The organism is Cellulomonas sp. PhB150 (assembly GCF_003755175.1).
In the GTDB taxonomy this organism is placed as follows: Bacteria; Actinomycetota; Actinomycetes; order Actinomycetales; family Cellulomonadaceae; genus Cellulomonas.
This window is the reverse complement of record NZ_RKHX01000001.1, coordinates 992520-1018760: the sequence shown is the minus strand read 5'-3', so window position 1 is coordinate 1018760 and position 26241 is coordinate 992520. Positions and strand designations below refer to the sequence as shown.

Annotated in this window: 21 protein-coding genes; 13 read left to right on the top strand and 8 right to left on the bottom strand. The window is 73.7% G+C overall.

From position 1 onward, the window contains the following. The first annotated feature begins 15 nt into the window (after positions 1 to 15). Positions 16 to 378: a hypothetical protein gene (locus EDF34_RS04760; RefSeq protein WP_148076577.1), complete on the top strand. Its 363-nt coding sequence runs from the start codon at positions 16 to 18 to the stop codon at positions 376 to 378. 73 nt (positions 379 to 451) lie between these two features. Here the strand turns inward: EDF34_RS04760 and EDF34_RS04755 are convergent, their stop codons facing one another. Further along, the gene (locus EDF34_RS04755; protein ID WP_123370155.1) at positions 452 to 1141 is read right to left on the bottom strand and encodes a fasciclin domain-containing protein; all 690 of its coding nucleotides are present in this window, start codon (positions 1139 to 1141) and stop codon (positions 452 to 454) included. A gap of 159 nt (positions 1142 to 1300) precedes the next feature. Between EDF34_RS04755 and EDF34_RS04750 the strand changes: the two genes are divergently transcribed. Together EDF34_RS04750 and EDF34_RS04745 are read left to right on the top strand one after the other, a co-directional pair. Continuing rightward, positions 1301 to 3169 carry a cytochrome c biogenesis protein DipZ gene (locus EDF34_RS04750; RefSeq protein ID WP_233575179.1) on the top strand — a complete coding sequence of 623 codons (1869 nt, stop codon included), beginning with the start codon at positions 1301 to 1303 and terminating at the stop codon, positions 3167 to 3169. 140 nt (positions 3170 to 3309) lie between these two features. Continuing rightward, positions 3310 to 5421, top strand: a complete 2112-nt coding sequence (locus tag EDF34_RS04745; protein WP_233575178.1) for an acyltransferase family protein — start codon at positions 3310 to 3312, stop codon at positions 5419 to 5421. 22 nt (positions 5422 to 5443) lie between these two features. On the opposite strand, the gene EDF34_RS04740 is transcribed toward EDF34_RS04745, so the two are convergent. Continuing rightward, on the bottom strand, positions 5444 to 6421 hold the full coding sequence (locus tag EDF34_RS04740; RefSeq protein WP_123370154.1) for a DUF4349 domain-containing protein: 978 nt from the start codon (positions 6419 to 6421) through the stop codon (positions 5444 to 5446). Positions 6422 to 6564: 143 nt separating this feature from the next. Then, positions 6565 to 7398 (bottom strand): DNA-3-methyladenine glycosylase, encoded by an 834-nt coding sequence (locus EDF34_RS04735; RefSeq protein ID WP_199737632.1) that lies wholly within the window; start codon positions 7396 to 7398, stop codon positions 6565 to 6567. 45 nt (positions 7399 to 7443) lie between these two features. Between EDF34_RS04735 and EDF34_RS04730 the strand changes: the two genes are divergently transcribed. The 4 genes from EDF34_RS04730 (at position 7444) to EDF34_RS04715 (ending at position 11133) form a co-directional block, all read left to right on the top strand. Further along, the gene (locus EDF34_RS04730) at positions 7444 to 8976 is read left to right on the top strand and encodes a mechanosensitive ion channel family protein (RefSeq protein ID WP_370450026.1); all 1533 of its coding nucleotides are present in this window, start codon (positions 7444 to 7446) and stop codon (positions 8974 to 8976) included. Between the two features lie 86 nt (positions 8977 to 9062). Continuing rightward, complete coding sequence (locus EDF34_RS04725; RefSeq protein ID WP_305038122.1) at positions 9063 to 9599, top strand: methylated-DNA--[protein]-cysteine S-methyltransferase; 537 nt, start codon at positions 9063 to 9065, stop codon at positions 9597 to 9599. Positions 9600 to 9668: 69 nt separating this feature from the next. Beyond that, complete coding sequence (locus tag EDF34_RS04720) at positions 9669 to 10232, top strand: thioredoxin domain-containing protein (protein ID WP_123370677.1); 564 nt, start codon at positions 9669 to 9671, stop codon at positions 10230 to 10232. 73 nt (positions 10233 to 10305) lie between these two features. Next, complete coding sequence (locus tag EDF34_RS04715; protein ID WP_233575177.1) at positions 10306 to 11133, top strand: SDR family NAD(P)-dependent oxidoreductase; 828 nt, start codon at positions 10306 to 10308, stop codon at positions 11131 to 11133. A gap of 30 nt (positions 11134 to 11163) precedes the next feature. Here the strand turns inward: EDF34_RS04715 and nhaA are convergent, their stop codons facing one another. From nhaA to EDF34_RS04700, 3 genes are all read right to left on the bottom strand, one after another. After that, entirely contained in the window at positions 11164 to 12540 is a 1377-nt protein-coding gene (gene nhaA, locus EDF34_RS04710; RefSeq protein WP_123370151.1) for a Na+/H+ antiporter NhaA, read from the bottom strand. Between the two features lie 89 nt (positions 12541 to 12629). Continuing rightward, complete coding sequence (gene ppk2, locus EDF34_RS04705; RefSeq protein ID WP_123370150.1) at positions 12630 to 13463, bottom strand: polyphosphate kinase 2; 834 nt, start codon at positions 13461 to 13463, stop codon at positions 12630 to 12632. A gap of 117 nt (positions 13464 to 13580) precedes the next feature. Beyond that, a complete protein-coding gene (locus EDF34_RS04700) occupies positions 13581 to 15044 on the bottom strand; it encodes an HNH endonuclease signature motif containing protein (protein ID WP_123370149.1) in 1464 nt (487 codons plus the stop codon). 172 nt (positions 15045 to 15216) lie between these two features. Between EDF34_RS04700 and EDF34_RS04695 the strand changes: the two genes are divergently transcribed. From EDF34_RS04695 to EDF34_RS04670, 6 genes are all read left to right on the top strand, one after another. Next, complete coding sequence (locus EDF34_RS04695; protein WP_123370148.1) at positions 15217 to 15618, top strand: molybdopterin-binding protein; 402 nt, start codon at positions 15217 to 15219, stop codon at positions 15616 to 15618. Further along, the gene (gene modA / locus EDF34_RS04690; RefSeq protein ID WP_123370147.1) at positions 15615 to 16442 is read left to right on the top strand and encodes a molybdate ABC transporter substrate-binding protein; all 828 of its coding nucleotides are present in this window, start codon (positions 15615 to 15617) and stop codon (positions 16440 to 16442) included. Before EDF34_RS04695 ends, modA begins: the two co-directional genes overlap by 4 nt. Beyond that, positions 16439 to 17245, top strand: coding sequence for an ABC transporter permease (locus EDF34_RS04685; RefSeq protein WP_123370146.1), 807 nt, complete (start codon positions 16439 to 16441; stop codon positions 17243 to 17245). Before modA ends, EDF34_RS04685 begins: the two co-directional genes overlap by 4 nt. After that, positions 17242 to 18288 (top strand): ABC transporter ATP-binding protein, encoded by a 1047-nt coding sequence (locus tag EDF34_RS04680; protein ID WP_123370676.1) that lies wholly within the window; start codon positions 17242 to 17244, stop codon positions 18286 to 18288. Before EDF34_RS04685 ends, EDF34_RS04680 begins: the two co-directional genes overlap by 4 nt. A gap of 142 nt (positions 18289 to 18430) precedes the next feature. Continuing rightward, positions 18431 to 19789 (top strand): MFS transporter, encoded by a 1359-nt coding sequence (locus tag EDF34_RS04675; RefSeq protein ID WP_123370145.1) that lies wholly within the window; start codon positions 18431 to 18433, stop codon positions 19787 to 19789. Positions 19790 to 19808: 19 nt separating this feature from the next. Then, positions 19809 to 23963 (top strand): bifunctional nitrate reductase/sulfite reductase flavoprotein subunit alpha, encoded by a 4155-nt coding sequence (locus EDF34_RS04670; protein ID WP_123370144.1) that lies wholly within the window; start codon positions 19809 to 19811, stop codon positions 23961 to 23963. Between the two features lie 98 nt (positions 23964 to 24061). On the opposite strand, the gene EDF34_RS04665 is transcribed toward EDF34_RS04670, so the two are convergent. Beyond that, positions 24062 to 25687 carry a molybdopterin-dependent oxidoreductase gene (locus EDF34_RS04665; RefSeq protein WP_123370143.1) on the bottom strand — a complete coding sequence of 542 codons (1626 nt, stop codon included), beginning with the start codon at positions 25685 to 25687 and terminating at the stop codon, positions 24062 to 24064. A gap of 79 nt (positions 25688 to 25766) precedes the next feature. Continuing rightward, entirely contained in the window at positions 25767 to 26216 is a 450-nt protein-coding gene (locus EDF34_RS04660) for an HIT family protein (RefSeq protein ID WP_123370142.1), read from the bottom strand. Positions 26217 to 26241 lie beyond the last annotated feature (25 nt).

Sequence of the window (26241 nt, the reverse complement as noted above, 5' to 3'; positions counted from 1 at the left end):
GCGACGGCCGAAGGCGTGACGTGGCGGTCGGCCGACCGTGCGGCGTCGGTCGTGCTCGACGACTCCGGCGTGACCCGCAGAGGAGCGGTCGACGCGCCTGAGCACGTCGCCTGGTCCCAGGTCACGGGCGTCGGACTGCTGCTCCCGACCGCAGCATCCTTCGCCTACCGGATGAACACCGTGCTCGCGAGGGTCGGCCCGGTGCCGTACGAGTACGCGCCGCACGGTGTGGTGATCACCGTCTCGACAGCGCGGGGCGTGCTGGTGTGGGACCTGGGGCGCTCGCGGCGCTACCCGTGGCGACTCGCGTTCGGGGGACACCGCGCGTACGACCGGCAGCTCACCGCTGTGCTCGACGACGCCCCGCACCTGCCCTGAGCGTCGCGAGCCGGGCATGAAGGAGCCCCCGCGCCCGGTGGGGGCTGGCGCGGGGGCTCCGGTCCGGCTCGTGTCACATGGTCGGCATGAGCACCGAGTCGATGAGGTACACCGTGGCGTTCGCGGTGTGCACGCCACCGCAGATGACCTTGGCGCCGTTCACCATGATGTCGTCGCCCGAGCCGGTCACCTTCACGGTGCCGCCCTCGACGGTCTTGTGCTCGCCGTCGATCTTGTCGGGCGAGATCTGACCGGGGACCACGTGGTACGTGAGGATCTTGGTCAGGGTGTCGCTGTCGGTCTTGAGGCCGTCGATCGTGGCGGCGTCGATCTTCTTGAACGCGTCGTCGACCGGGGCGAAGACCGTGAACTCGCTGCCGTTGAGCGTGTCGACCAGGTTCACGTCCGGGTTGAGCTTGCCGGAGACCGCCGCGGTGAGCGTGGTCAGCAGGGGGTTGTTCGATGCGGCGACCGCGACCGGGTCGGTCGACATGCCGGTCACCGAGCCCGGGCCGTCGGGGACGGCGGCGGCGTAGTCGGCACAGCCGGCGCCGACGAGGTCCGAAGCGGGGTCCATCATCCCGGTGGTGGCGTCGTCGCTCGGTGCCATCGACGGCGACTCCATGGCCGGCGACTCCATCGCGGGCGACGAGGCACCCGCGTCGGTGGAGCTGTCGCTGTCGGAGCTGCAGGCCGTCAGGGCCAGGCCGGTGACACCGGCGAGCAGGACTGCGGCGATGCGGGTGCGGGCGGTGGTACGCATGGTGGAACTCCTTGTCTTGGGTGGAGACCCCGGGAGCTTCCCGGCGTCCACTGTCGAGGGGAGTTCGGCGCCCACGCCGGGGTGGATGGGTCGGATGTGCGACGAGTTCTCGACCAGCCTCGGGCCCATCCGAGCGGGTCGCCGCGCCGAACCTCCGCCATGGACCTGCTCACGCTCGCGCTCATCGGCCTCGTCGGAGGACTCGTCACGGGAATCTCGCCGTGCATCCTCCCCGTGCTGCCCGTCGTCTTCTTCGCGGGTGGCGTGGAGAACGCCCGTCCCGCGCGGACCGAGATCAAGGTGGCCCGCGCGAGCGGCGCCGCCGGGGGAGTCGGGGCGATGGCCCAACCGGCCTTCCTGTCCCGGGCCGCTCCTCCGCCGGCCGGGGAAGCGGGCGGCGTCGCCGTCGCCGAGCGTCCGGTCGAGACCCCGCCGAGCCGCGGCGAGTCGGCGCGGCCGTACCTGGTCATCGCCGGCCTGGTCACGAGCTTCACGGTCGTGACCCTGCTCGGCACCCTGGTGCTGTCGCTGCTCGGTCTCCCGCAGGACCTGCTGCGGTGGGCGGGCATCGCCGTCCTGGCGATCCTCGGCGTCGGCCTCCTGGTGCCGCGCTTCGAGGAGATCATCGAGCGGCCGTTCCAGCGGCTCACCCCCAAGCGCGCGCCCGGCCAGGGCCGCGGCGGGTTCGTCCTCGGCCTCGGTCTGGGCGCGGTCTACGTGCCGTGCGCCGGGCCGGTGCTCGCGGCGATCACGGTCGCGGGTGCGACCGGGACGGTCGGGCCGGGCACCGTGGTGCTGACCGTCGCCTTCGCGATCGGGGCCGCCATCCCGCTGCTCATCCTCGCGCTCGCGGGCCGCAAGGTCGCCGAGCGGGTCGCGGCGTTCCGCGCCCACCAGGGCACCGTCCGCAAGATCGGCGGCGCGCTCATGCTCGCCCTCGCGCTGGCGCTCTCCTTCAACCTCACCGACGCGATCCAGCGCGCGCTGCCCGGGTACACCGACACGCTGCAGTCGAAGATCGCCGCGGACAAGACCGTGCAGAGCCAGCTCAACCTCGGTGGCCTGACGACGGACGAGAACAAGGGCCTGTCGCGCTGCACCAACAACTCCGCGACGCTCGAGGACTGCGGGCCGGCGCCCGAGATCCGCGGCATCGACACCTGGCTCAACACCCCCGACGGCCAGGGCCTGAAGCTCGCCGACCTCAAGGGCAAGGTCGTGCTGATCGACTTCTGGGCATACAGCTGCATCAACTGCCAGCGCTCGGTCCCGCACGTCACCGCCTGGGACAAGGCCTACGCCGACGACGGCCTCGTCGTGATCGGCGTCCACACCCCGGAGTACGCGTTCGAGCGCGAGACCCGCAACGTCGTCGACGGCGCGAAGCGCCTCGGCATCACCTATCCGGTCGCGCAGGACAACTCCTACGCCACCTGGACCGCCTACCGGAACCGCTACTGGCCGGCGCACTACCTCATCGACGCGACCGGCCAGGTGCGCCAGGTCTCGCAGGGTGAGGGCGGCTACGAGCAGACCGAGAAGCTCATCCGGACGCTGCTCAAGGACGCGAACCCGTCGGTCGACCTGCCCGCCGAGACGCAGGTCGGCGACACGACTCCCCAGGGCGACATCACGCCCGAGACGTTCCTGTCCGTGAGCAAGCACCGCAACGTCGACGGCGACTACCAGGAGGGCGAGTTCTCCGCGACGCTCCCGGCCGACCAGAAGCCCGACACCGTCGCGTTCGGCGGCACGTGGACGACCGACTACCAGGGCGCGACCGCGGGGGCCGACGCGCGGCTGCGGCTGACGTACCACGCGGCCGTCGTGCAGGCGGTGCTCGGCGGGTCCGGGACGGTCGACGTGATCCGGCGCGACGCGAACGGCGCCGAGGTCAGCCGGGACACCGTCGAGGTGTCCGGCTCGCCCAAGGCGTACACGCTGGTCGAGGGGTCGAAGGTCGCGGAGGGCACCGTGGAGATCGCGCCGTCGAAGGGCGTGCAGGCGTTCTCGTTCACCTTCGGGTGACCCGACCGGCCCAGCGCGGGGCTGTGGTTCCAACAAAGGAGCCGCAGCCCCGCCCCACGCCGCCGACCGGCGGTCGTCCGACCTGGCACCCCCGAGCGACGCACCGGGCGCGGGCTCACACGCGCCGGAACTACGATGCGGTGCGCCGACCCCCGACCCCGGCGCCCTTCATGACGACCTCCCCGACAGCCCTCGCGCTGCCCGCCACGCGGCCCGCGCGCGGTGAGCAGCCCGCCCCCCGCCGCGACATCCAGGTGATGCGCGCGCTCGCGGTGGCGCTCGTCGTCGTCTACCACCTGTGGCCGGCGAGCCTGCGCGGTGGCTACGTCGGCGTGGACGTCTTCTTCGTCATCTCGGGCTTCCTCATCACGTCCCACCTGCTGCGCCACCCCCCGCGCCGGCCGCGCGACCTCGCGCAGTTCTGGGCCCGCCGGGTCCGGCGACTGCTGCCGGCCGCGAGCCTGGTCCTCCTGGTGACGGTGGTCGCCGCGGCCGTGCTGCTGCCCAGCGGACTGCTCGTGCGTGCGGCGCACGAGGCGGTCCGTGCGACGTTCTACGCCGAGAACTGGTCTCTGGCGCAGCAGGCGACCGACTACCTCGCAGCGGACAACACGCCGACGCCTGTGCAGCACTTCTGGTCGCTCGCGGTCGAGGAGCAGTTCTACGTCGTGTGGCCCCTCGTGATCGGGCTCGTGGCGTTCGTCGGGCTGCGCCTGCGTCGCTCTCGCGTGGCGGTGGCGGTGGGCATCGGGGCGGTGTTCGCGGCAAGTCTCGCGTACGGCGTCCAGCTCACGACGGACGACCCGGCCCGCGCCTACTTCGTCACGCGGACCCGCATGTGGGAGCTCGCGCTCGGCGGCCTGGTCGCGGTGCTGGTCACGCGCCGTTCGCTGCCCGCGCCGGTGCGGGCCGTCCTCGCGTGGTGCGGCCTGGCGGCGATCGTCGCCGCGGCGACGCAGTTCTCGGCCGGCACGCCGTTCCCCGGCGTGGCCGCGCTGCTGCCGACCCTGGGCGCCGCCGCGGTGATCTGGGCGGACGCCGACGACGCGCGCGGAGGCCCGAGCGGGGTGCTCGGGCGGCGGCCCGTCGTCCGGCTCGGCGACCTGTCGTACGCGGTCTACCTGTGGCACTGGCCGCTGATCATCCTGCTGCCGTTCGCGCTCGGAGCAGCCATGAGCTGGCCGATGAAGCTCGCGATCCTGGCCGCGTCGGTACTGCTCGCCGCGCTCACCAAGGTTCTCGTCGAGGACCCGGTGCGCTCCGACCGGCGGCTGACGGGCTCGGTGGGCCGCACGTTCCTGGTCGGCGGGCTGTGCATGGCGCTGACCGCGGGTGCGGCGACCGCGGCCGGCGCGTGGGGCTCGGACCGGCTCGACCAGGAGCGCGCGACGTTCGCGGCGGTCCAGGCGAGCTCGCCGGAGTGCTTCGGAGCCGAGGCCGCCAGGGACAGCGCCTGCGACCTCGTCGGCGACACGCTGTTCACGAGCCCGACCGTGGCGGCGACCGACACCCCCGACGTCTACCGCGACGGCTGCTGGAACAACGCCCCCTTCACGTCTCGCCACGTGTGCGAGTACGGCTCGACGACGCCGACGAAGCGCATCGCGCTGCTCGGCAACTCGCACGCCGGCCACTGGCTTCCCGCGCTGCAGGACCAGCTCGACCGGGAGAGCTGGCAGCTGTCCACCTACCTCGCCTCGGTCTGCTACACCGTGGACGTCCCGATCGAGATCGAGACCGCGGAGGCGAGCGACGGCTGCAGCGCGTGGAACGCCTGGGCCGTCGACGCCGTGATCACGGAGGCGCCCGACCTCGTGATCATGTCCGACCGCACGTTCCAACCGCTGGTGGGCGTGAGCGAGGACGACAAGGTCGCGACCGCGCGCGCGGCCTACGCCCGGGTGGTGGCCCGCTTCACCGATGCAGGCATCCCCGTGCTCGTCCTGCGCGACACCCCGGCGGCCGCCGAGAACGCGCCCGACTGCGTGGCGCGCGAGCGTTCGCACTACGCGCAGTGCTCGACCCCTGCGGATGTCGCCCTCGAGCCGGACCCGCTGGCCGACGTCGCCGCGGCCGACACGACAGGTCTCGTCGACGTGCTCGACGTCAACGACCTGCTCTGCCAGGACGGGACCTGCCGCGACGTGATCGGCGGGGTGATCGTCCTGTTCGACTGGGGGCACCTCACGACGACGTTCGCGCGGACGCTCCGACCTGAGGTCGAGGCGGCGGTCGCGGCCCGGATCGGCTGACCGCGCCGCCAGCCGGCACCTGTCAGCCGTCGGCCCGCGGCGGACCGTCCTGCTCGGCCGGGGCGACGTACGCGCGCATGGGCGCGGGCTGGGCGACCGGGCCGGCCGGACGGCGGCGGCGGTTCCAGCGCACGAGCGCGACGATGCCGGCCGCGATCGCCCCGCCGAACGCGAGCCACGGCAGCAGCACGCCTGCCACGACGAGCACGGCCTTGGCCGACGAGAGGAACGCGTCCCACCCGACGCCGATCCCGTCGAGGAACGAGGTCGGTCCCTCGGTCTCCACCGGTGGCGCGACGTCGGGGCCGTAGACGTTCACCGTCAGCGTCGACAGCGAGACCTGGTCCGCGAGGCGGTTGCGCTCGGCCTGGAGCTGCTCGAGGTTCGACTGGCGCTCGGTGAGCGCGCTCTCCGCGTCGATGATGTCCTTGCTCGTCGTGGCCTTGGCCAGCAGGGCGTCCATGCGGTCGACCGAGACCTCGAGCGCGTGGATCCGGGCGTCGAGGTCCTGCGCGGCCCCCGTCACGTCGGTGGACTTGAGGTCGATGCGGTCGACGGTCCCGATCGCGTCCAGCCCGTCGATCACGGGAGTCACCTGGTCGGCCGGGATGCGGACGACGAGTGTCGCGCTGCCCGCCGAGTCCTCGGTGGTGGCCTGCTCCGAGCGGTCGTCGACGCGGCCACCCGCCGCCTCGACCCGCGTCACGACCGCGTCGGTCGCCGTGCGGGCGTCCTTGACGCGCAGGTCCAGGTCGCCGGTCTGGACGACCTGACGCTCCTCGCCGCTCGCCGGGAGGGTGGACGCCTGGTCGCCGCCCTCCTCGGTGCTCGCGGCGACGCCGTCGGCCGCGCTGTCGGCGCCACCCGCGACGGACGCCGGCTCGCTGGCGGACCCCGCGTCATCGCTCGCGGAGCAGCCCGCGAGCAGTGCGACGAGCAGGGCGGCGCCCGCGAGCACGGCGCCGGTGCGGTGGGTGGGTCGTGCCGTCGAGGTGGTCATGGTCGTGACGCTAGGGGTGCGGGGCGCGCGTCGGGCGGGAACGGGCGAATCGTCGCCCAACGGTGACGTGACCGTCACGCGATCGGGACCTCGGGAGTGTCAACGGATCGGGGCGCCGGTGCGTCGGGCGAGGTCGCCGCAGGTCAGACGGGGTAGGCCGTGACGGTCCACAGGTGCTGGGCGGCGAAGGCGCGCAGGGGTGACCAGGCGCGGGCGGCCTCGTCGACCGCGCGCGTGTCCGGCACGTCGAGCGCGCGGCGCAGCACCAGGTCGCCTGCAGGGAAGGCGTCGCGATCGCCGAGAACCCGCAGCGCGAGGTACTCCACGGTCCACGGGCCGATGCCGGGCAGGGCGAGCAGACGGGCGCGGGCGTCGGCGAGGTCGACACCGGGCGCGAGGGCCAGCCCGTCGGCGCAGGCCCGCGCGAGGGCGACGAGCGTGCGGGCGCGGGCACCCGTGACGCGGACGGCGGCCTGGACCTCGTCGGCGTCGCGCCCGACCACGTCGGCCGGGGTCGGGAACACCGTGGAGGCGCCCGGCCCGGGCGTCCCGAACGCGGCGGCGAACCGGCCGGTGAAGGTGCGGGCCGCGGCGAGCGAGACCTGCTGGCCCAGAACGGTCTGGACGGCCGCCTCGAAGCCGTCGGGGTGGCCGAGGATCCGCAGGCGGGGGCGCGCGGCGACGAGCGGGGAGAGGACCGGGTCGTCGGCGAAGTGCCGTCCGACCGCCGCCACGTCGTCGGCCAGGCCGAACCACCGTTCGGCCAGCGCGGTGAGGTCGTCGTCGGACGCGCTGCCCGCGACGACGCGGACCTGGACGGAGTCGGGAGCCAGCGTGGCCTCGACGACGGCCGGCCCGGTGGCCAGCCGGACCGTTCGCCGCACGGTGCCGGCGTCCACGTCGACGTCCTCGACGCCGGGGATCGCGTGGGCGCGCAGGGATCCCAGGAGCGGGCCGGGGTCGAGGGGGACGTCCACCGCGCGAGTCTGCCCGCTCACGGGTGCGGCGCCTAACCTGTGCCGGTGATCCGTTTCCTCACGACTGCCCACCCCGTCCTCAGCCCCCCGAACCTCGCCGCCGCGCAGCCGGATGTCGAGAAGGCGGCCACCGAGGTGACCGACGTCCTGCTCGTCGTCCTCGCCGTCGTCGTCGCGGGGGTGGTCGCCGTGGCGGTGTCGGCCCTCGTCGGGGCCCTCGTCGGGCGCCTGGCCCGGCGCTCGTCGATCGCCGCGGACCTGACCAGGCGCTCGCGGACGCCCTTGCGTGCCGTGCTCGTCATCGTCGCCGTGTGGATCGCGTTACGGATCAGCACGGACCTGGCGCACTGGCGGCGGGTGATGGAGCACCTGCTGCTCGTGGCGCTGATCGTCGCGGTCACGTGGCTCGTCGGGAGCCTCGCCTTCGTCCTCGAGGACGCCGCGCTCGCGCGCTACCGCACCGACGTCGCCGACAACCGGCACGCCCGCCGGGTGCGGACCCAGGTCCAGGTCCTGCGGCGCGTGACGGTCGCCGTGCTGGTGGTCTGTGCCGCCGCGGGCATCGCGCTCACGTTCCCGTCGGCGCGGGCGTTCGGCGCGAGCCTGCTCGCCTCGGCCGGCCTGCTCTCGATCGTCGCGGGCCTCGCGGCGCAGTCGTCGCTCGCGAACGTCTTCGCGGGCATGCAGCTCGCGTTCACCGACGCGATCCGGGTCGACGACGTGGTCGTCGTCGACGGTCAGTGGGGACGCATCGAGGAGCTCACGCTCACGTACGTCGTCGTGCACGCGTGGGACGACCGGCGGCTGATCCTGCCGTCGACCTACTTCACGACGACGCCCTTCGAGAACTGGACCCGTCGCGCGGCCGAGCTGCTCGGCACGGTGGAGCTCGACGTCGACTGGCAGGTCCCGGTCCAGGCGATGCGCCACGAGCTCACCCGGCTGCTCGACGCGACGGACCTGTGGGACCGCCGGGTCGGGATCCTGCAGGTGGTCGACGCCGTCGGCGGCTCCGTGCGGGTCCGTGCGCTCGCCAGCGCCGCCGACGCACCCACGCTGTTCGACCTGCGCTGCTACGTGCGCGAGGGGCTCGTCGAGTGGGCGCAGCGCGAGGCGCCGCACGCGATCCCGCGCACGCGGTGGGAGGGGGCCGCGAACGTCTCGCCGACCGACGGGCCGGCGGTGGCCGGTGCGCTGCGTCCGGACGTCGCGCCCGACCCGGCGGCTGCGCTCGCGGCGGGCAAGGATCCGGGTGCCGAGGACGCCGAGGTGCCACCGCCTGCGGGTGTGCCCGTCTCGTCGGGCACCGTCCCGCTTGTGACCGTGCCCGACGACGCCTCGCAGGCCGCGACCGGACCGCTCCCGCTGCCGGGCGGCTGGGCGATGGACGACACCCAGACGATGCGTCCGGTCGGGAGCGACTCGCGGCTGTTCACGGGCAGCGTCGAGGCGCTCGAGCGCTCGCGGAACTTCCAGGGCCCGGGGCAGGACGTCATGGACGAGCGCGAGCACAACGCGGAGGACTCGCAGGACGAGCACGGCGCGGACGACGACGGGCGGGAGCCGGACCGGTCCTGACGGCCGATCTCACATCGTGCGTCCGCGCGCCGTCTACGTCGTAGGGCCTGCTCGCACCGGCGGCCCGACGACGAAAGGACGGCAGGATGACGACCATGACGGCTGACACGCTCCACGACCTGGCGGGCCCCGCGGGCGTCGTCACGCACACCGTGGTGCCCTCGCCGGTCGGCCCGGTCACGCTCGTGGCGACCGACGGCGTCCTGAGCAAGCTCCTGCTGCCGGAGCTCGACGGGTCGCCGGCGCGGGGTGCGTTCGGGACCCCGGCCGACGACGGCTTCGAGGAGCCCGCGCGGCAGCTCGCGGAGTACTTCGCGGGGATCCGCACCTCGTTCGACCTCCCGCTGCACCTGGTCGGCAGCGCGTTCCAGCGCCGCGTGTGGGAAGGGCTGATGCGGATCCCGTACGGCGAGACGCGCTCGTACGGGCAGCTCGCCGTCGACGTGGGGCTCGACCCGCGGACGGCCTCGCGGGCCGTCGGCGCCGCCAACGGGCGCAACCCGCTGGCGATCGTCGTCCCGTGCCACCGGGTGATCGGCGCCGACGGGTCGCTGACCGGGTACGCCGGCGGGATCGAGCGCAAGCGGTTCCTGCTCGACCTCGAGGCGACCCGGCTGTTCTGACCGGCCCGGCTGTTCTGTCCCGCGCTGTCCGGCATGGGCATCGCCGCGCGCAGCGTGCATGCTCTGACCATGGACGACGCCCCCGCCACCGCCGCCTCTGCTTCCCCGACCGCCACGGCCCCGGTCCCCTCGGCCGCCCCGGAGCGGCACGCGTACGGGTCGCCGGACGCACCCGTCACCGTGACCGAGTACGGCGACCTCGAGTGCCCGCACTGCCGGGCCGCGGCGCCCGTGCTGCGCGAGCTGGTCGACACCTCAGGAGGGCAGGTCCGGCTGGTCTGGCGGCACTTCCCGCTGTTCGAGGTGCACCCCCACGCCCTCACGGCCGCGCTGGCGTCCGAGGCGGCGGCGGCGCACGGCCGGTTCTGGGACCTGCACGACCTGTGCTTCGCCGACCAGGGCCACCTGGCCGACGCCGACCTGCGTCGCCACGCCACGACGCTCGGGCTCGACCCCGCCGCGTTCGCCGGCGCGGGTGCTCAGCGGTACGCGCCGGCTGTCGAGAGCGACTACCTCGCCGGCCTCGCCGCGGGCGTGCAGGGGACGCCGACCCTGTTCGTCGGGGGTACCCGGTTCCGCGGTCGCGTCGAGCTCGCGGCGCTGCGCGAGGCCGTCGCGGCGGCGACGGCCTGACCCGTCGGGCCGGGACTGGCTGCACACCTCCCTCGGGCGGTCGCGTCCCCGGGCGATGCGGCACCATGAAGCGGTGACCGACCTCTCCGCTCCCGCCCCTGTCCCTCGTACGGCACTCGTGACGGGTGGTGGTCGCGGCATCGGACGCGGGATCGCGTCGGGGCTCGCGCGGGCCGGGTTCGCGGTGGCGCTCGTCGGGCGGACGCGCGCGCACGTCGACCAGGTCGCCGCCGAGATCCGGGCAGCGGGTGGCACGGCGTTCGCGGCGTCGGCGGACCTCGTCGACGCGACCGAGGTCGCCGACGCCGTGACGCGGGCCGAGGCCGATCTCGGCGGCATCGGTCTGCTCGTCAACAACGCGGGCGTCATCGAGCGGGCCGAGACCGACTTCGTCGCGGACGACGTCGAGGACGCGTGGCGGGTCATCGAGACCAACGTGCGCGGACCGCTCCTGGTCACGCACGCGGTGCTCCCGGCGATGCTCGCGCGGGGCGGTGGCCGCGTGCTCAACCTCAACTCCGGATCCGGGTACCGCCGCGCCTCGACGTACACGGGCTACAGCATCAGCAAGGGCGCGCTCGCACGGCTCACGACGATGGTCGACACCCAGTACCGCGAGCGCGGGATCCGGGTCCTCGACCTCGCGCCGGGCCACGTCGAGACCGACATGACGGGTTCGATGCCCATGCACGAGGGGCGCACCGACTGGACGCCGCTCGAGGCCGTCGTCGCGCTGGTCACGGCGTTCGGCGAGGGAACGCTCGACGCGCTGTCGGGCCGGCTGGTCCGGGCGGGCGTCGACACGGTCGAGACGTTGCTCGACGCCAGCGACCGGATCGTCGCGACCGACGCGCGCACCCTGCGCCTGCCGCCGTACGGCGAGGACGACCCGATCGCGTGAGACTCGGGTGCCTGACCTGGAGCCGCGAGGTCAGACCTGGACGCCCCACGGCAGGGGCGGCAGCGACGGCGGTGGCCCGTCCGTCCCGGGCGAGCACAGCGGCAGCTTCTCGCCGAGCCAGCGCAGCAGGATCGACCCGAGGACGGCAGCGATCAGCGATCCCGCGAGGATGCCGATCTTGGCCTCGGAGAGCTGGGTCTCGTCGTCGAACGCCAGCTGCGCGATGAAGAGCGAGATCGTGAACCCGATCCCCGCGAGCACGGCCCCGCCGAGCAGGTGCCCGTACCGCACGCGACCGGGCAGCTCGCCGAGCCCCAGCCGGATGGCGAGCGTCGCAGCACCGGTGATGCCGACCGCGTTGCCGACGACGAGCGCGACCGCGACCCCGATCGTCAGGCGTGAGCGCATCGCGTCCGACAGCGTCTCGGGGTCGAGCTCGATGCCCGCGTTCGCCAGGCCGAACAGCGGAACGACGACGTAGGCGCTCCACGGGTGCAGCATCCGCTGCAGCCGGTCGCTCGTCGGCACGGCGGCCCGCGCGGCCAGCTCGGCGAGGTGCTCGCGCTCCGCGGTGGCGTCGTCGACCAGGTCGCCGGCGTACCCGGCGACGGCCTCGACGTGCTCGCGGCGGGGGAGGGTGGCCGGCACGAGCAGCCCGACGAGCACGCCCGCCAGGGTGGCGTGCACCCCCGAGGCCTGCACCGCGCCCCACAGCACGAGGCCGGCGAGCACGTACGGGGTCAGCTGCCAGACCCGCAGCCACCGCATGACGAGCATCGCGACGACAACCAGCGCGGCGAGGCCGAGCGCCATGAGGTCGACGTCGTCCGAGTAGAAGACGGCCATCACGGTGATCGCACCGATGTCGTCGACGATCGCGAGCGTCAGCAGGAACAGCCGCAGGCGGTCCGGGCAGGCGGGGCCGAACAGCGCGAGGATCCCGACGAGGAACGCGGTGTCGGTCGACATCACGACGCCCCAGCCGTGCATGGCGTCCGTGCCGGCCGTGAACGCGAGGTAGATGAGCACCGGGACGAGGAGGCCGCCGAGGGCGCCGAGTGCCGGCACGGCGACGGTCCGGCGGTCACGCAGCTCGCCGTGGCTGACCTCGCGGCTGATCTCGAGACCGACGACCGCGAAGAAGACCGCCATCGCGGCGTCGTTGACCCAGTGGTGCAGGTCGAGGTCGATCGACCAGCTGCCGACGTGCCACCCGGCGGTCGTCGACCAGAACGTCTCGTAAGCGTCCGACCACGGGGAGTTCGCCCACACCAGGGCGAGGACCGTGGCGGCCAGGAGGACGACGGCCGACCCGGCCTCCGTGGCCAGGAAGTCCCGCACCGCGGGGGAGACACCGGGGACCCGGACGCGCAGGGTCGGCCCGGGGGAGGACGTGGGGGCCGACATGGCGTCCAACGTCGCAGGTCGACGCGGCGGACGCAACGGGCGCGCCACGTGACGTTCGTCGGACCGTCGTCGGCGGCCGACGAGACCGGCTACAGGTCCTTCTCGCGGTCACCCTGCAGGCGGGCGGCCTGGTCGGGCACGTACGTCGACAGGTCGCGCGGGGGGCGCTCGTACCCGCTCGAAGGTGCCGGCCGGTCGGGCAGGTGGATCTTGTCCCGCGGGACGTCGGTGTACGGGATGGTCGAGAGCAGGTGCGCCAGCATGTTGATGCGGGCGTTCTTCTTGATGTCCGACTCGACGATGTACCAGGGACTGGCCGGGACGTCGGTGTGCACGAGCATCTCGTCCTTGGCGCGCGAGTACTCCTCCCACCGCGAGATCGACTCGAGGTCCATCGACGACAGCTTCCACTGGCGCAGCGGGTCGTTCAAGCGCGAGCGGAACCGCTTGAGCTGCTCGCCGTCCGACACCGAGAACCAGTACTTGCGCAGCAGGATCCCGTCCTCGACGAGCATCTGCTCGAAGATCGGCGTCTGCCGCATGAACCGGCTGTACTCCTGCGGCGTGCAGAAGCCCATGACGCGCTCGACGCCCGCGCGGTTGTACCAGGAGCGGTCGAAGACGACGATCTCGCCCGCGGCGGGGAGGTGGTTGACGTAGCGCTGGTAGTACCACTGAGTCTTCTCGCGCTCGGTCGGCGCGGGGAGGGCCGCGATGCGCGCCGTGCGGGCGCTCATGTACTCGGTCAGGCGCTTGATGGTGCCGCCCTTGCCCGCTGCGTCGCGTCCTTCGAAGATCACGACGATGCGTGCGCCCGTCGCCTTGACCCACTCCTGGAGCGTGACCAGCTCGGTCTGGAGGCGGAAGAGCTCCGCCTCGTAGACCTTGTTGGACAGCTTCTTCTTGTCCGCCTTCTTCGCCATGTCCGGAACCTACCCGTCCGGGCGTGCGAAGAGGGGGACTGAGCGGCAACTCGCCGACGCGCAGAACCGCAGGTCGTCGGCACGATCGGTGTCGGCACGATCCGTGTGCCGCAGCCCCTACGCGGCGCGGGGCAGGGCGGTGCCGTGCCTCGTCGTGAACGTCCAGCCGCCGCCGGGCGACCGGCTGATGCTGATCCGGAGCCGGTGGACGAGGTCGTGGTGGTACCAGCAGAGCAGGATGCCCGCGTTGATGTCCGTCCTACCGCCGGAAGCCCAGTGGTCGACGTGGTGCAGCTCGCCCAACGCGGGTGGCGCGGTGCAGCTCGGGTACCGGCAGGTCTGGTCGCGGGCGATGATCGCCCGACGGCGCGGCCCCGAGAAGGTTCGCTCGGCCCGGCCCGCGTCGATGACCTGCGAGGACGGCCCGAAGACCACGCGCGTGACCTCGCTGTCGCACGCGAGCCGGGCGAGGACCGAGCCGGGGATCGGGCCCATGCCGAGCACCTCACCCACCGCGAACCGCTCGATGTCGGCCACCGACGCAAGCCTCAGCGGCCGAGTGGCCGGACCTGGAGCGCGACGGTTGCTCGCTGCGCCGCTGTCGGGCGCGCCGCCGGCGCTCCCGTCGCTGGCCTCCTCGCCGCTCGGGTCCTCGCTGCTCGTGTCGTCGCTGCTCGGGTCCTCGCCGCTCGGGTCCTCGCCGCTCGTGTCCTCGCGGTCCCCATGGCCCCACTCGTCCGTCTCGTCGCCGTACGCGCGGCGGACCGCACGCTGCAGCGTCTCGAAGTCCACGACGCAGCTCAGGTGGGGGCGCACGTCCGAGCCGGTGCCGGCGAGACCGTGGTCCAGGGTGAGGCGCGCGAGGTCGGCCAGCGCCTGGGCGCGACGCTGCGTCGTCGTCCGCTCGTCGTCCTTGGCGGGCGGCACCATGACCGCCTCGAGGGCGCTGCGCAGCATCGCGCCGTGCTCGGCCGTCAGGAACCCCCGGAGGAAGGCGCCCCCCGTCGTGTCCGACAGCGTCAGGTGCTCGCGGTCGCTCGCCTTGCGGTAGCCGCGGTCGTCCGACTCGGGGTCTGCTGCCGCGGCCCATCGCTTGACGAGGCGCGTGTACGTGTCGGCGCCGAAGAGCGGGGCGTGGGAGAGCAGGAAGTCCTCGCCGCACTCGGCCGCGGGCCGGGCGAGCGTCTCGCGTCGCAACGCCGACGTCGGCGCATGCCGGACGAGCGCCTCGGCGTGATCGATCGGCAGCTCGCCGCCCGCGGCGACCTCACCCGTCGCCTCGAGCTCTGCCGCGAACGCCCGGCCCATCGCGACGAGCCGCTTCGCGCGGCCGTGGGCCATCCGGCTCGTCGTCGAGAGCCAGGACGCGATCGACCGCGCGCCCGAGACCGCCCACCAGCCATCGGCCTCGACCACCGGCACGAGGCGGGCCGACAACGCCGTGAACCGGCCCGCGAGAGCGTCGATCGCCAGGAGGTGCTCGGCCGCCTCGCGGCCGTCGAGGCCGTCGACCGTGAGCTCGTGCAGAGCGTCCGCGCATGCGGAGATCGTCGCGATCAGCTCGCTGCGCTCGACGCCCATGACCTGCCCTCCGCCCGGAATGTCCGACTCGAACAAGTGTACGAGGCGCCTCTGACATCACGAGCGCGTCATCCACAGGCGAGGATCGCCCGTGAGGGGAGGAGTGGCCCGTTCCGCATGTGCGCTTGCATTGCGCGATTTGAAACGTGGATGCGGCACTAGGCTCCCGGTTGTGACTCTCTTCCGGATCAGTGAAGCCGCCGCGCTGCTCGGCGTCAGCGACGACACGGTGCGCCGCTGGGTCGAGGCTGGCGCCCTGGACGCCCAGACCGAGGCCGGACGAACGGTCGTCGAGGGAGCCGCCCTCGCTGCCCTCGCGGTCGAACGCGCCAGGACGCCCGACGACCCCGACGCCGGCCGCACGTCGGCCCGCAACCGCTTCGTCGGGCTCGTCACCGCCATCACCGCCGACACCGTCATGGCGCAGGTCGAGCTGCAGTGCGGTCCGTTCCGCGTCGTCTCCCTGATGTCGAGCGAGGCGGTGCGCGACCTCGGCCTCGAGGTCGGCTCGCGCGCGGCCGCCGTGGTCAAGGCGACGACGGTCGTCGTCGAGACCTCAGGGGGCGCCCGATGACCCGCACGACGACAGTCCGCACGGCCCTCGTGCTCGCGGCCCTCCTCGCCCTCACGGGCTGCACGTCGACGAACGAGGCAGGCACCGGGAGCCCCAGCAGCAGCGTCCCGAGCGACGGCCTCACCGGGGAGCTCACGATCTTCGCCGCCGCCAGCCTGCAGCCCGTGTTCGACGAGCTCGCCGCCACGTTCGCCGCGGACCACCCGGACGTCACGGTCAACCCCGTGACCTACGACGGCTCGTCGACCCTGGCGACCCAGCTCGTCGAGGGTGGCAACGCGGACGTCTTCGCCTCGGCCGACGAGAAGACCATGACGCCGGTCGTCGACGCCGGCCTGACAGCGTCGGCCCCGACGATCTTCACGACGAACACGCTCCAGATCGTCGTCGCGCCCGGCAACCCGAAGAAGGTCACGAGCCTTGCGGACCTCGCCACGCTGGCCGACGACGGCGGCATCGTCGTCCTCTGCGCCGCGGCGGTCCCCTGCGGCTCGGCCTCGCAGCAGGTCCTGGACGCGGCGAAGGTCGAGCTCAAGCCGGCCAGCGAGGAGCAGAGCGTCAGTGCCGTGCTCACCAAGGTCGTCTCGGGCGAGGCCGACGCGGGCCTCGTCTACCGCACCGACGTCCTCAAGGCCGGCGACGACGTCGAGGGCGTCGACTTCGCCGAGGCGGCCGGCGTCGTCAACAAGTACCCCATCGCCGCCCTCGGCGACGACGCACGCGACGACGGCCACGAGGTCGCGACGGCCCAGGCCTTCGTCGACCTGGTCCTGTCCGCCGAGGGCCAGCAGGTGCTCGCCGACAAGGGGTTCACCGCGCCGTGAGCTCCGGCAGGACGAGCAGCTCCCCTCGACTGCTCTGGGCCCCCGCCGCCCTCGCGGTGGGCCTGCTCGTGCTGCCCGTCGTGGCCCTCGTCGTCCGCGCCGACTGGTCCTCGCTCCCGTCCGACGTCAGCTCGCCCGCGGCCGTCCGCGCGCTGACCCTGTCGCTGACCACGTCGATCGCCGCGACCGTGATCTGCCTCCTGCTCGGCGTCCCGCTGGCGGTCCTGCTCGCGCGGGCCGACGGGTGGGGTGCCGACCTGCTGCGGGCCCTCGTCACGCTGCCGCTCGTGCTGCCGCCGACGGTCGGCGGCATCGCGCTGCTCTACCTGCTCGGCCGGCGAGGTCTCCTCGGTGAGCAGCTCGACGTCTGGTTCGACATCCGGCTGCCCTTCACGACCGCCGCCGTCGTGATCGCCCAGGCGTTCGTCGCGATGCCGTTCCTGGTCCTCGGCCTCGAGGGCGCCCTGCGCACGGCCGGGACCCGCTACGAGGTCGTCGCCGCGACGCTGGGTGCCGGCCGCTGGACCGTCCTGCGCCGCATCACGCTGCCCCTGGTCGCGCCCGGCCTGATCAGCGGCACGGTCCTGTGCTTCGCGCGTGCCCTCGGGGAGTTCGGTGCGACCGCGCTGTTCGCGGGCAACACCCCCGGGGTCACCCAGACCATGCCGCTGGCGATCTACTCGGCGTTCAACGGCTCCGGCGTGTCGCAGGGGACGGCCGTCGCGCTGTCCCTGCTGCTCGTCGCGGCTGCGGTCGCCGTGCTGCTCGCCGCCCGCGCGTGGCGGCCCGGGAGGGCGGCGTGACCGCGAACCTGCACGCCCGCGTCCTCGTCCGCCGCGGCGACTTCGTCCTCGACGCCGAGATCGAGGCCCACCCGGGCCGGATCGTCGCCGTCGTCGGCCCCAACGGCGCCGGCAAGTCGACCCTGCTCGACGCGATCGCGGGCCTCCTGATGCCCGACGAGGGCCGCGTGGCGATCGGCGACCGCGTCCTGACCGACGCCGCGACCGGCGACCGTGTCCGCCCCGAGCACCGCTCGGTCGGGCTGCTCGGTCAGGACCCGCTCGTCTTCCCGCACCTGTCCGCGCTGGAGAACGTCGCCTTCGGACCGCGCAGCCGCGGCACGTCGGCCAGGGACGCCCGCGCCGCTGCCGCGCGGTGGCTCGCCGACGTGGGCCTGGCCGACCAGGCCGCCCGACGTCCCGGTGCCCTCTCGGGCGGCCAGCGCCAGCGCGTCGCGCTCGCCCGCGCGCTCGCGCCCGGACCGGCCGTGATGCTGCTCGACGAGCCCTTCGCCCAGCTCGACGTCCGCACCGCGGCCGAGCTGCGCGACCTCGTGCGCGACCAGGTCCGTCGCACGCGCACCGCGGCGGTGCTCGTCACGCACGACCTGGTCGACGGGCTCACGCTCGCCGACCACGTGGTCGTCCTGCACGACGGTCGCGTCGTCGAGCAGGGCGACGTGCTCGCGGTCCTCACCGACCCCGTGCACCCGTTCACGGCCGCCCTCGCCGGGGTCAACCTGGTCGTCGGCACGATGGCCGACGGGGCGCTCGTCGGCCCCGAGGGCGTCGTCGTCCCGTGCGGTCCGGACGCCCCGCCCACCGGCGCGCGCGCTCAGGTCACGTTCGCCCCGTCGGCGGTCGAGGTCTCGGCGACCGGCTGGGACGCCCGCGTCGTCGACGTCGAGAACGGCGCCACCGGGGTCCGCGTCCGGACGTCGGCCGACGTGGTCGTCGACCTCGCGCCCGCGCGGGCCGCGGCCCTGGACCTGCGCGTCGGTGCACCCCTGCGCCTCGCGGTCGCGCCCGGCGACGTCCGCGCGCGCGCCGTCCCGCACGCCTGACCCGCGGAAAACCTCACAGCCCGCGGGGCGTGCCGGTGCGCGAAAGGTTCGCAACGCGCAACAGCCGCGCGCACGGGGCGGAAACATCGGCTTCCTAGCGTTCGTCGCGTCGAGTCAGCACCATTCCCTCCCGGAGGCACTCATGGCGACACCGCTCGTGGACGAAGCACCATCGACGGTCGCGACCGCCGCGACGCTCACCCGTCGGCCCGGCCGGTGGATCGACGGCTGGGACCCGGAGGACGCGGGGCAGTGGGCGGTCGAGGGCCGCTCGGTCGCCCGCCGCAACCTCGGCCTCTCCGTCTTCGCCGAGTTCCTCGGGTTCGCAGTCTGGGCGCTGTGGAGCATCGTCGTCCCGCAGCTGCCCGCCGCCGGCTTCGACCTCACGGTCGACCAGATGTTCTGGCTCATCGCGGTGCCGAGCCTCGTCGGCGCGACCCTGCGCATCCCCTACACGTTCGCGGTCCCGATCTTCGGTGGCCGCAACTGGACCATCGTCTCGGCGATGCTGCTCCTGATCCCCACGGTGTCGCTGGCGCTCGCAGTCCAGAACAGCGACACGTCGTTCGGCGTCCTGCTGCTCGTCGCCGCGCTCGCCGGTCTCGGCGGCGGCAACTTCGCGTCCTCGATGGCCAACATCTCGTTCTTCTACCCCGAGCGGGAGAAGGGCCGGGCGCTGGGCCTGAACGCCGCGGGCGGCAACATCGGCACGGCGGCCGTGCAGTTCGCGGTGCCGATCATCATCGTCGGCGCCGCCGGCGTGCAGCTCGAGCGGGCCGGCTGGATGTTCCTCCCGCTCATCCTGATCGCGGCCGTCCTGGCCTGGCGCTTCATGGACAACCTCTCGAACGCCAAGTCGGACCCGCGCACCTACGGCGTCGCGGCCCGCTCGCGGCACACCTGGATCATCTCGTTCGTCTACATCGGCACCTTCGGCTCTTTCATCGGCTTCTCCGGCGCGTTCCCCACGCTGCTCAAGGCCCAGTTCCCCGAGGTCACGATGTCGATCGCCTTCCTCGGTGCGCTCGTCGGCTCGGTCGCCCGCCCCGCGGGTGGTTGGCTCGCGGACAGGTTCGGCGGCTCCCGCGTCACGATCGCGGCGTTCGCCATCATGGCCGCTGGCACGGTCAGCGCGATCTTCGCCCTGCGCGAGCACGCCTTCGGTGCATTCCTCGCCTCCTTCCTCGTGCTGTTCACCGCCACCGGTGCCGGCAACGGCTCGGTCTACCGGATGATCCCGGCCGTGTTCCGGCACGGCGTGACCGACGACGCCGACCGCGCCCGCCGCGCCAAGGCCGCGGCCGGCTGCCTCGGCATCGCCGGCGCGATCGGCGCCTTCGGCGGCTTCCTCATCCCGCGCGGGTTCGCCTACTCGACGAACCACACGGGCAACATCCAGGCCGCCCTGTGGGTGATCGTCGGCGCCTACGTCGTCATGGCCGCCGTGGTGTGGGCCATCTACCAGCGCCGCGGCTCCTCCTTCGGCACGACGAAGATCTGACCGCCGGTACCGGCCCCCGATGACCACCACCACTCCCGCGCCGCAGGGGAGCACCACGTCGCTCGAGCAGGTCGCGACGGTGTGCTCCTACTGCGGCGTGGGCTGCGGCATCGTCCTCGACGTCGAGTGCGACGACGAGGGCCGCCGGGTGGCACGCGGCGCGCGCGGTGACAAGTCGCACCCGGCCAACGCGGGACGGCTGTGCACCAAGGGGGCGACGAGCGCGGACATGCTCGCCGCGGGCGGCCGCGCGAGCCACGCCCTCGTGCGGGACGAGCGCGGTGCCGAGCCGGCGCGGGCGGACCTCGACGCGACCATCGAGCTCGTCGCGCGCCGCCTGCGTGAGGTCGTCGACACCCACGGCCCCGACGCGTTCGCCCTGTACGTGTCCGGGCAGATGAGCCTCGAGGCGCAGTACCTGGCCAACAAGCTCGCCAAGGGGTACGTGCGCACGCAGTGGATCGAGTCGAACTCGCGCCTGTGCATGGCCAGCGCGGGGACGGGCTACAAGCTCTCGCTGGGCGCCGACGGCCCGCCCGGGTCGTACGACGACCTGGACCACGCCGACGTGTTCTTCGTCATCGGCGCGAACATGGCCGACTGCCACCCGATCCTGTTCCTGCGCCTGCTCGACCGGGTCAAGGCCGGCGCGAAGCTGATCGTCGTCGACCCTCGTCGGACCGCCACCGCGGACAAGGCCGACCTCTTCCTCCAGGTCGCGCCCGGCACGGACATCGCCCTGATGAACGGCCTGCTGCGCCTCGTGGTGGAGGCCGGCGGGCTCGACGAGCAGTTCGTGGCCGAGCACACCGAGGGCTGGGAAGACGTCGAGGCGATGCTCGAGGACTACCCGGCCGACGAGGTCGCGCGGATCACCGGCGTCCCGGAGGCCGACCTGCGCGCGGCCGCCTCGATGCTCGCGGGAGCGAGCAGCTGGGTCTCCTGCTGGACGATGGGCCTCAACCAGTCCGCGCACGGCACGTGGAACACGAACGTGCTGGTCAATCTGCACCTCGCGACGGGCGCGATCTGCCGCACCGGGTCCGGTCCGTTCTCGCTGACCGGCCAGCCCAACGCGATGGGCGGTCGCGAGATGGGCTACATGGGTCCCGGGCTGCCGGGCCAGCGCTCAGTCCTCGACGCCGACGACCGCGCGTTCGTCGAGGGCGTGTGGGACCTGGCGCCCGGGACGCTGCGCCCCGACTTCACCGGCCGCGGCACGGTCGACATGTTCGAGCGCATGGCCGCCGGGGAGATCAAGGCGTGCTGGGTGGTGTGCACCAACCCGGTAGCGTCGGTCGGGAACCGGCGCACGGTCATCGAGGGCCTCGAGCGGGCCGAGCTCGTCGTGACGCAGGACGCCTTCGCGGACACCGAGACCAACGCGTACGCCGACGTCGTGCTGCCGGGCGCCCTGTGGTCGGAGTCCGACGGCGTGATGATCAACTCGGAGCGGAACCTCACCCTGGCCCGCGCGGCGCTGCGGCCGCCCGGCGACGCGCTGCCGGACTGGCAGCTGATCGCCCGCGTGGCGACCGCGATGGGCTACGACGGCTTCGACTTCGCGACGTCGGAGGAGGTCTTCGGGGAGCTGCGCGCGTTCGCGAACCCCCGCACGGGCTACGACCTGCGCGGCGTGACGTACGACCGCCTCCGCGGCGGGTCCGTGCAGTGGCCGGCCGCGCCCGACGCCCCGCGCCGCAACCCCATCCGCTACCTCAACGACGGCGTCAGCCAGCCCGTCCTCGAGCACCCCGACGGCACCCGGCCCCGCCTCCGCTTCCCGACGCCGTCCGGCCGCGCCCGGTTCCACGCCCGTCCCCACCTGCCCGCGGCCGAGCTACCCGACGACGACTACCCCTTCGTGCTCAACACCGGCCGCGTGCAGCACCAGTGGCACACGATGACCAAGACGGGCAAGGTCGCCAAGCTCACCAAGCTCGCGCCCGGGCCGTTCGTCGAGATCCACCCGTCGGACGCGGCCGAGCTCGGCCTGGTCGACGGCGCGTCGGTCGAGATCGCCTCACGCCGGGGCCGCGCCGTGCTGCCGGCACGGGTCACGGACCGCGTGCTGCCCGGCGCCCTGTTCGCGCCCTTCCACTGGAACGACGTGTTCGGGGAGTACCTCGCGGTCAACGCCGTGACGAACGACGCGGTGGACCCGCTCTCCTTCCAGCCCGAGCTCAAGGTGTGCGCGGTCGCGCTCAACCTGGTCGCTGCGCCCGTGGCTCCCGTGGTGGAGGAGCCCGTCACCCGTGGCGGCCTGACCCCCGGTGCCCTGGCGATCCGTGCGCTCGGCGCGGCCCTGGGGCTCGACGTCCCCGAGCCTCCCCGGCTCGGCGAGAGCCAGCGGCGCTACCTCGCGGGGTTCCTCGCGGGCCTCGGCGGGGGAGAGCCGGGCACGCCCGTGCTCCCGTCAACAGCTCCGCTCGACGCCGACCAGGCGCTGTGGGTCGACGGACTGCTCGCCGGGTTGTTCTCGCGCACGCCCGAGCGGCACGGGCGGGGGGAGGCGCCCGACGAGGCCACGACGACCACCCGCCAGGTCGTCGTCCTCTGGGCGTCCCAGACCGGCACGGCCGAGGACCTGGCCGCAGCTGCGGCGCAGCGACTCACCGGCGCGGGCCTCGCGCCCCGGACCGTCGCGATGGATGACTGCCTGCCCGCCGACCTGCCCGTCGGCGCGGACCTCGTCCTCGTCACGAGCACCTTCGGCGACGGCGACGCCCCCGACAACGGCACCGCCTTCTGGGAGTCGGTCGCCGCCGAGGGAGCGCGCCGCCTCGACGGTTCGCGCTTCGCGGTGCTGGCCCTGGGCGACTCGAGCTACGACCGGTTCGCCGGGCACGGCCGCCGGCTCGACCACCGGCTCGAGGAGCTCGGTGCGGCCAGGGTCGTCGAGCGCGTCGACTGCGAGCCCGGCGAGGACGACCGGGCGCACGCATGGATCGACGCGGTCGCGGCCGCGCTCGCCGCGGTGGACCCGGCACCGCCGTCGTCGGACGTCGGGCCTGCTGCCGCCGTCGCCCCCAGCCCCGCGCCCACCGCCGGCCCCGCCACCCGTCAGAACCCCGGCGAGGCGCGCCTCGTCGGCAACCGCCTGCTGTCCCTGCCCGGCTCGGGCAAGGAGGTCCGCGAGGTCGTCCTCGACGTCGCGGACAGCCCGCGCGCGGTCGTCTACCGCGCGGGCGACGCGATCGCGGTCCGGCCGACGAACGCGACGGCGCTGGTCGACGAGTGGTTCGCCGTGACCGGCTGGGACCCGCACCAGGAGGTCGTCGTCGACGGGCGCGCCCGAGCTCTGCGCGACGCGCTCACCACGGACCTCGACATCAGCCGCCTGTCGACCGACCTGCTCACCTTCGTCGCCGAGCGCTCGGGCAGCGCCGAGCTGCGCCAGCTCCTGCGGCCCGGCAACGCCCACGACCTGGCGCGCTGGACGTGGTGCCGGCAGGCGGTCGACGTGGTCACCGAGCTCGCGCCCGGCGTGCCGGCCGCCGAGCTCGTCGGCGTCCTGCGCCGCCTCGCGCCGCGCCAGTACTCGATCTCGTCGAGCGCGCGCGTCGCGCCCCACGCGGTGTCGCTGACGATGTCCGTCGTCCGGTACGCCTCACCGACCGGGACGGACCGCGGAGGGGTCTGCTCGACGTTCCTGGCCGACGCCCCGCTGGGCACCGTCGTGCCGGTGCACGTGCAGCCGACCTCGCACTTCCTGCCGCCGGCTCCCGACGTGCCCGCGATCATGGTCGGACCGGGCACGGGCGTCGCGCCGTTCGTCGGCTTCCTCGCCGACCGCGCCGCCGCCGGCCACACCGGGCGCAACTGGCTGTTCTTCGGGGAGCAGCACCAGGCCACCGACTTCTACTACCGCGACGAGCTGTCCCAGCTGCTCAAGGACGGCACGCTCGACCGGCTCTCGACCGCGTTCTCCCGCGACCAGCGCGGCAAGGTCTACGTCCAGGACCGGATGCGCGAGCACGGTGCGCGCCTGTGGGAGTGGCTCGAGGCGGGCGCGTCGTTCTTCGTCTGCGGCGACGCCTCCCGCATGGCCAAGGACGTCGACGCGGCGCTGCGCGAGATCGTCGCGACCCAGGGCCACCTGACCCCCGAGGCGGCGGACGCCTACGTCAAGCACCTCACGACCACCCGCCGCTACGTCCGCGACGTCTACTGATCCCCCCGCCCCCGGCGAGTGCCCCGTGTCCACCCAGTGCGCCCGTCGTTACGGGCGCACTCGATCGGCTGGGGTAGCACTCGCGGGGGGCGTGGGGGTCAGGCGACCGTGACCTGGACCTGGTCGTAGCCTTCGGCGCCGTTCGGGACCACGTCGACCCGCTTGCCCGACTGCACGCCGTCCGGGTCGTACGCACGCACCAGGAGGGTGTGCCTGCCGGGCTCGGCCTGCCAGCGGTAGCTCCACTGGCGCCACGAGTCGATGCCGCCGTCGTCGGCGAGGTCGACGTCCACCCACGGCCCGCTGTCCACGCGGACCTGCACGCGCGTGACGCCGCGGTGCTGCGCCCACGAGGTGCCGGCCACGACGATCTCGCCGGCCTTCAGCGAGTCGTCGTACCGCGGCACGCTGATCCGCGACTGCGTCTTGACCGGCCCGTGCGGCGACCAGCCACGGTCGGTCCAGTACGACGTCTTGTCCGCGAACCGGGTGACCTCGAGGTCGACCACCCACTTGGTCGCCGACACGTACCCGTACAGCCCGGGCACCACCATCCGCACGGGGAACCCGTGCTCGATGGGCAGGGGCTCGCCGTCCATGCCGATCGCGAGCAGGGCGTCGCGGTCGTCGGTGAGGGCCTCGATCGGCGTCGAGGCGGTGAACCCGTCGGAGCTCTTCGAGAGCACCATGTCGGCGTCGGCGTGCGGCTTGGCCCGCGCCAGGACCTCACGGATCGGGAGGCCGAGCCAGCGCTGGTTGCCGATCAGGTCACCGCCCACGGGGTTGGACACGCAGCACAGCGTCACCCACGCCTCCACCAGCTCGGAGGCGAGCAGCTCGTCCCACGTGAGCGTGACCTCCTGCTCCACCAGCCCGTGAACGCGCAGCTCCCACGTGCTCGGGTCGACCTGCGGGACGACGAGCGCCGTGTCGATCCGGTAGAAGTCGTCCGGGGGTGTCTCCCACGGCTCCATCCCGGGGGTGTCAACCTGCACGCCCGTGGGAACGGGTGCCGCCGTGGTCGCGGGCGCCGGAAGGCGCAGGGCCGCGCGGGCGCTGCGGGCGGCGCGCCCGGTCGCCCCCACGGCGCGGCCGACGAAGGCAGCGATGACACCCAGGCTCGCCGCGGCGGCCGTCGCCTGCAGGAACGCCCGCCGGTCCGGCCCGGGAGCCGGGCGCGGCGCAGGTGTCGTCGCTGCGGCTGCGCCGATGGGCCGGGCGGAGTCGACGGGCCGTGGGTCGGGTGCGGCAGGCGTCGGACGCGCGGCCTTCGCGGCCACCCGGGGGAGCCGGTCGACGAGCAGCCGCAGCGAGACGAGTCCCGCGACCCCCGCGGCCACGCTGGGTACCGCTGCGAGCGTCCCCGTGTCCGGCCGGGACATCGCGGCGATCCCGCTCACGGCCGCGAGCAGCACGACGAGCGTCGCGCCCCACGCCCACCTCCGGGCGGCCAGCACCCCGGCCACCGCGGCCAGCAGGGCGAGGACCAGCACCTCGCCGAGCCCGAGCACGAGCTTGTCGTCGGTGCCGAACGTGGAGGTCGCGAACTCTTTGAGCCAGAGCGGAGTCGCGTCGACGAACGTCGCGCCGACCGCGTTGATCGGGTCGGAGGCCGCGCCGGTGAACAGCGCGACGAGGCTCCCGACACCGACGGTGACGGCGCCTGCCGCGAGCCCGGCCAGCGCGGCCAGCCCGTCCCGCGTCCTGCTCTCCCGCGTGCTCATCGGCACCTCCGCTCGGCGTCCATGGTGCGCCCGCAGGCTGTGGGTCGCGCGCCGACGCGCGTTGCGGAGGGGGTGATCGTCACGCGAGCTCGGGCGAGACCAGCGTCCGAGGGACGTGCGCTCCGTGGCCCGCCGCGACGAGCTCGGCGCGGACGCTCTGCGCGGCGGCGTCCAGCTCCGCACCGGGCAGGTCGGTCCTGGCGTTGGCGAACGACAGGCTCGCCTCGTCCCAGGCGGGGAGCACGTGCAGGTGCAGGTGCGGCACCTCGAACCCGGCGACGAGCAGCGCGGCGCGCGGTGCGCCCCACGCGGCCTGCTGCGCGAGCCCGATCGTCTTCGCGACACCGACCAGGTGTGCGAGGACCTCGTCGGGCGCATCGGTGAGCTGCACGATCTCCGCACGCGGGACCACGAGCACGTGCCCGTCCGTGATGGGCGCGATCGTCGCGAACGCGACCGCCACCTCGTCGGCCCAGACGAAGCGCCCGGGGATCTCGCCGTCGATGATGCGCGTGAACAGGGTCGCCATGCGCCCAACCTAACCAGGTGCGCCG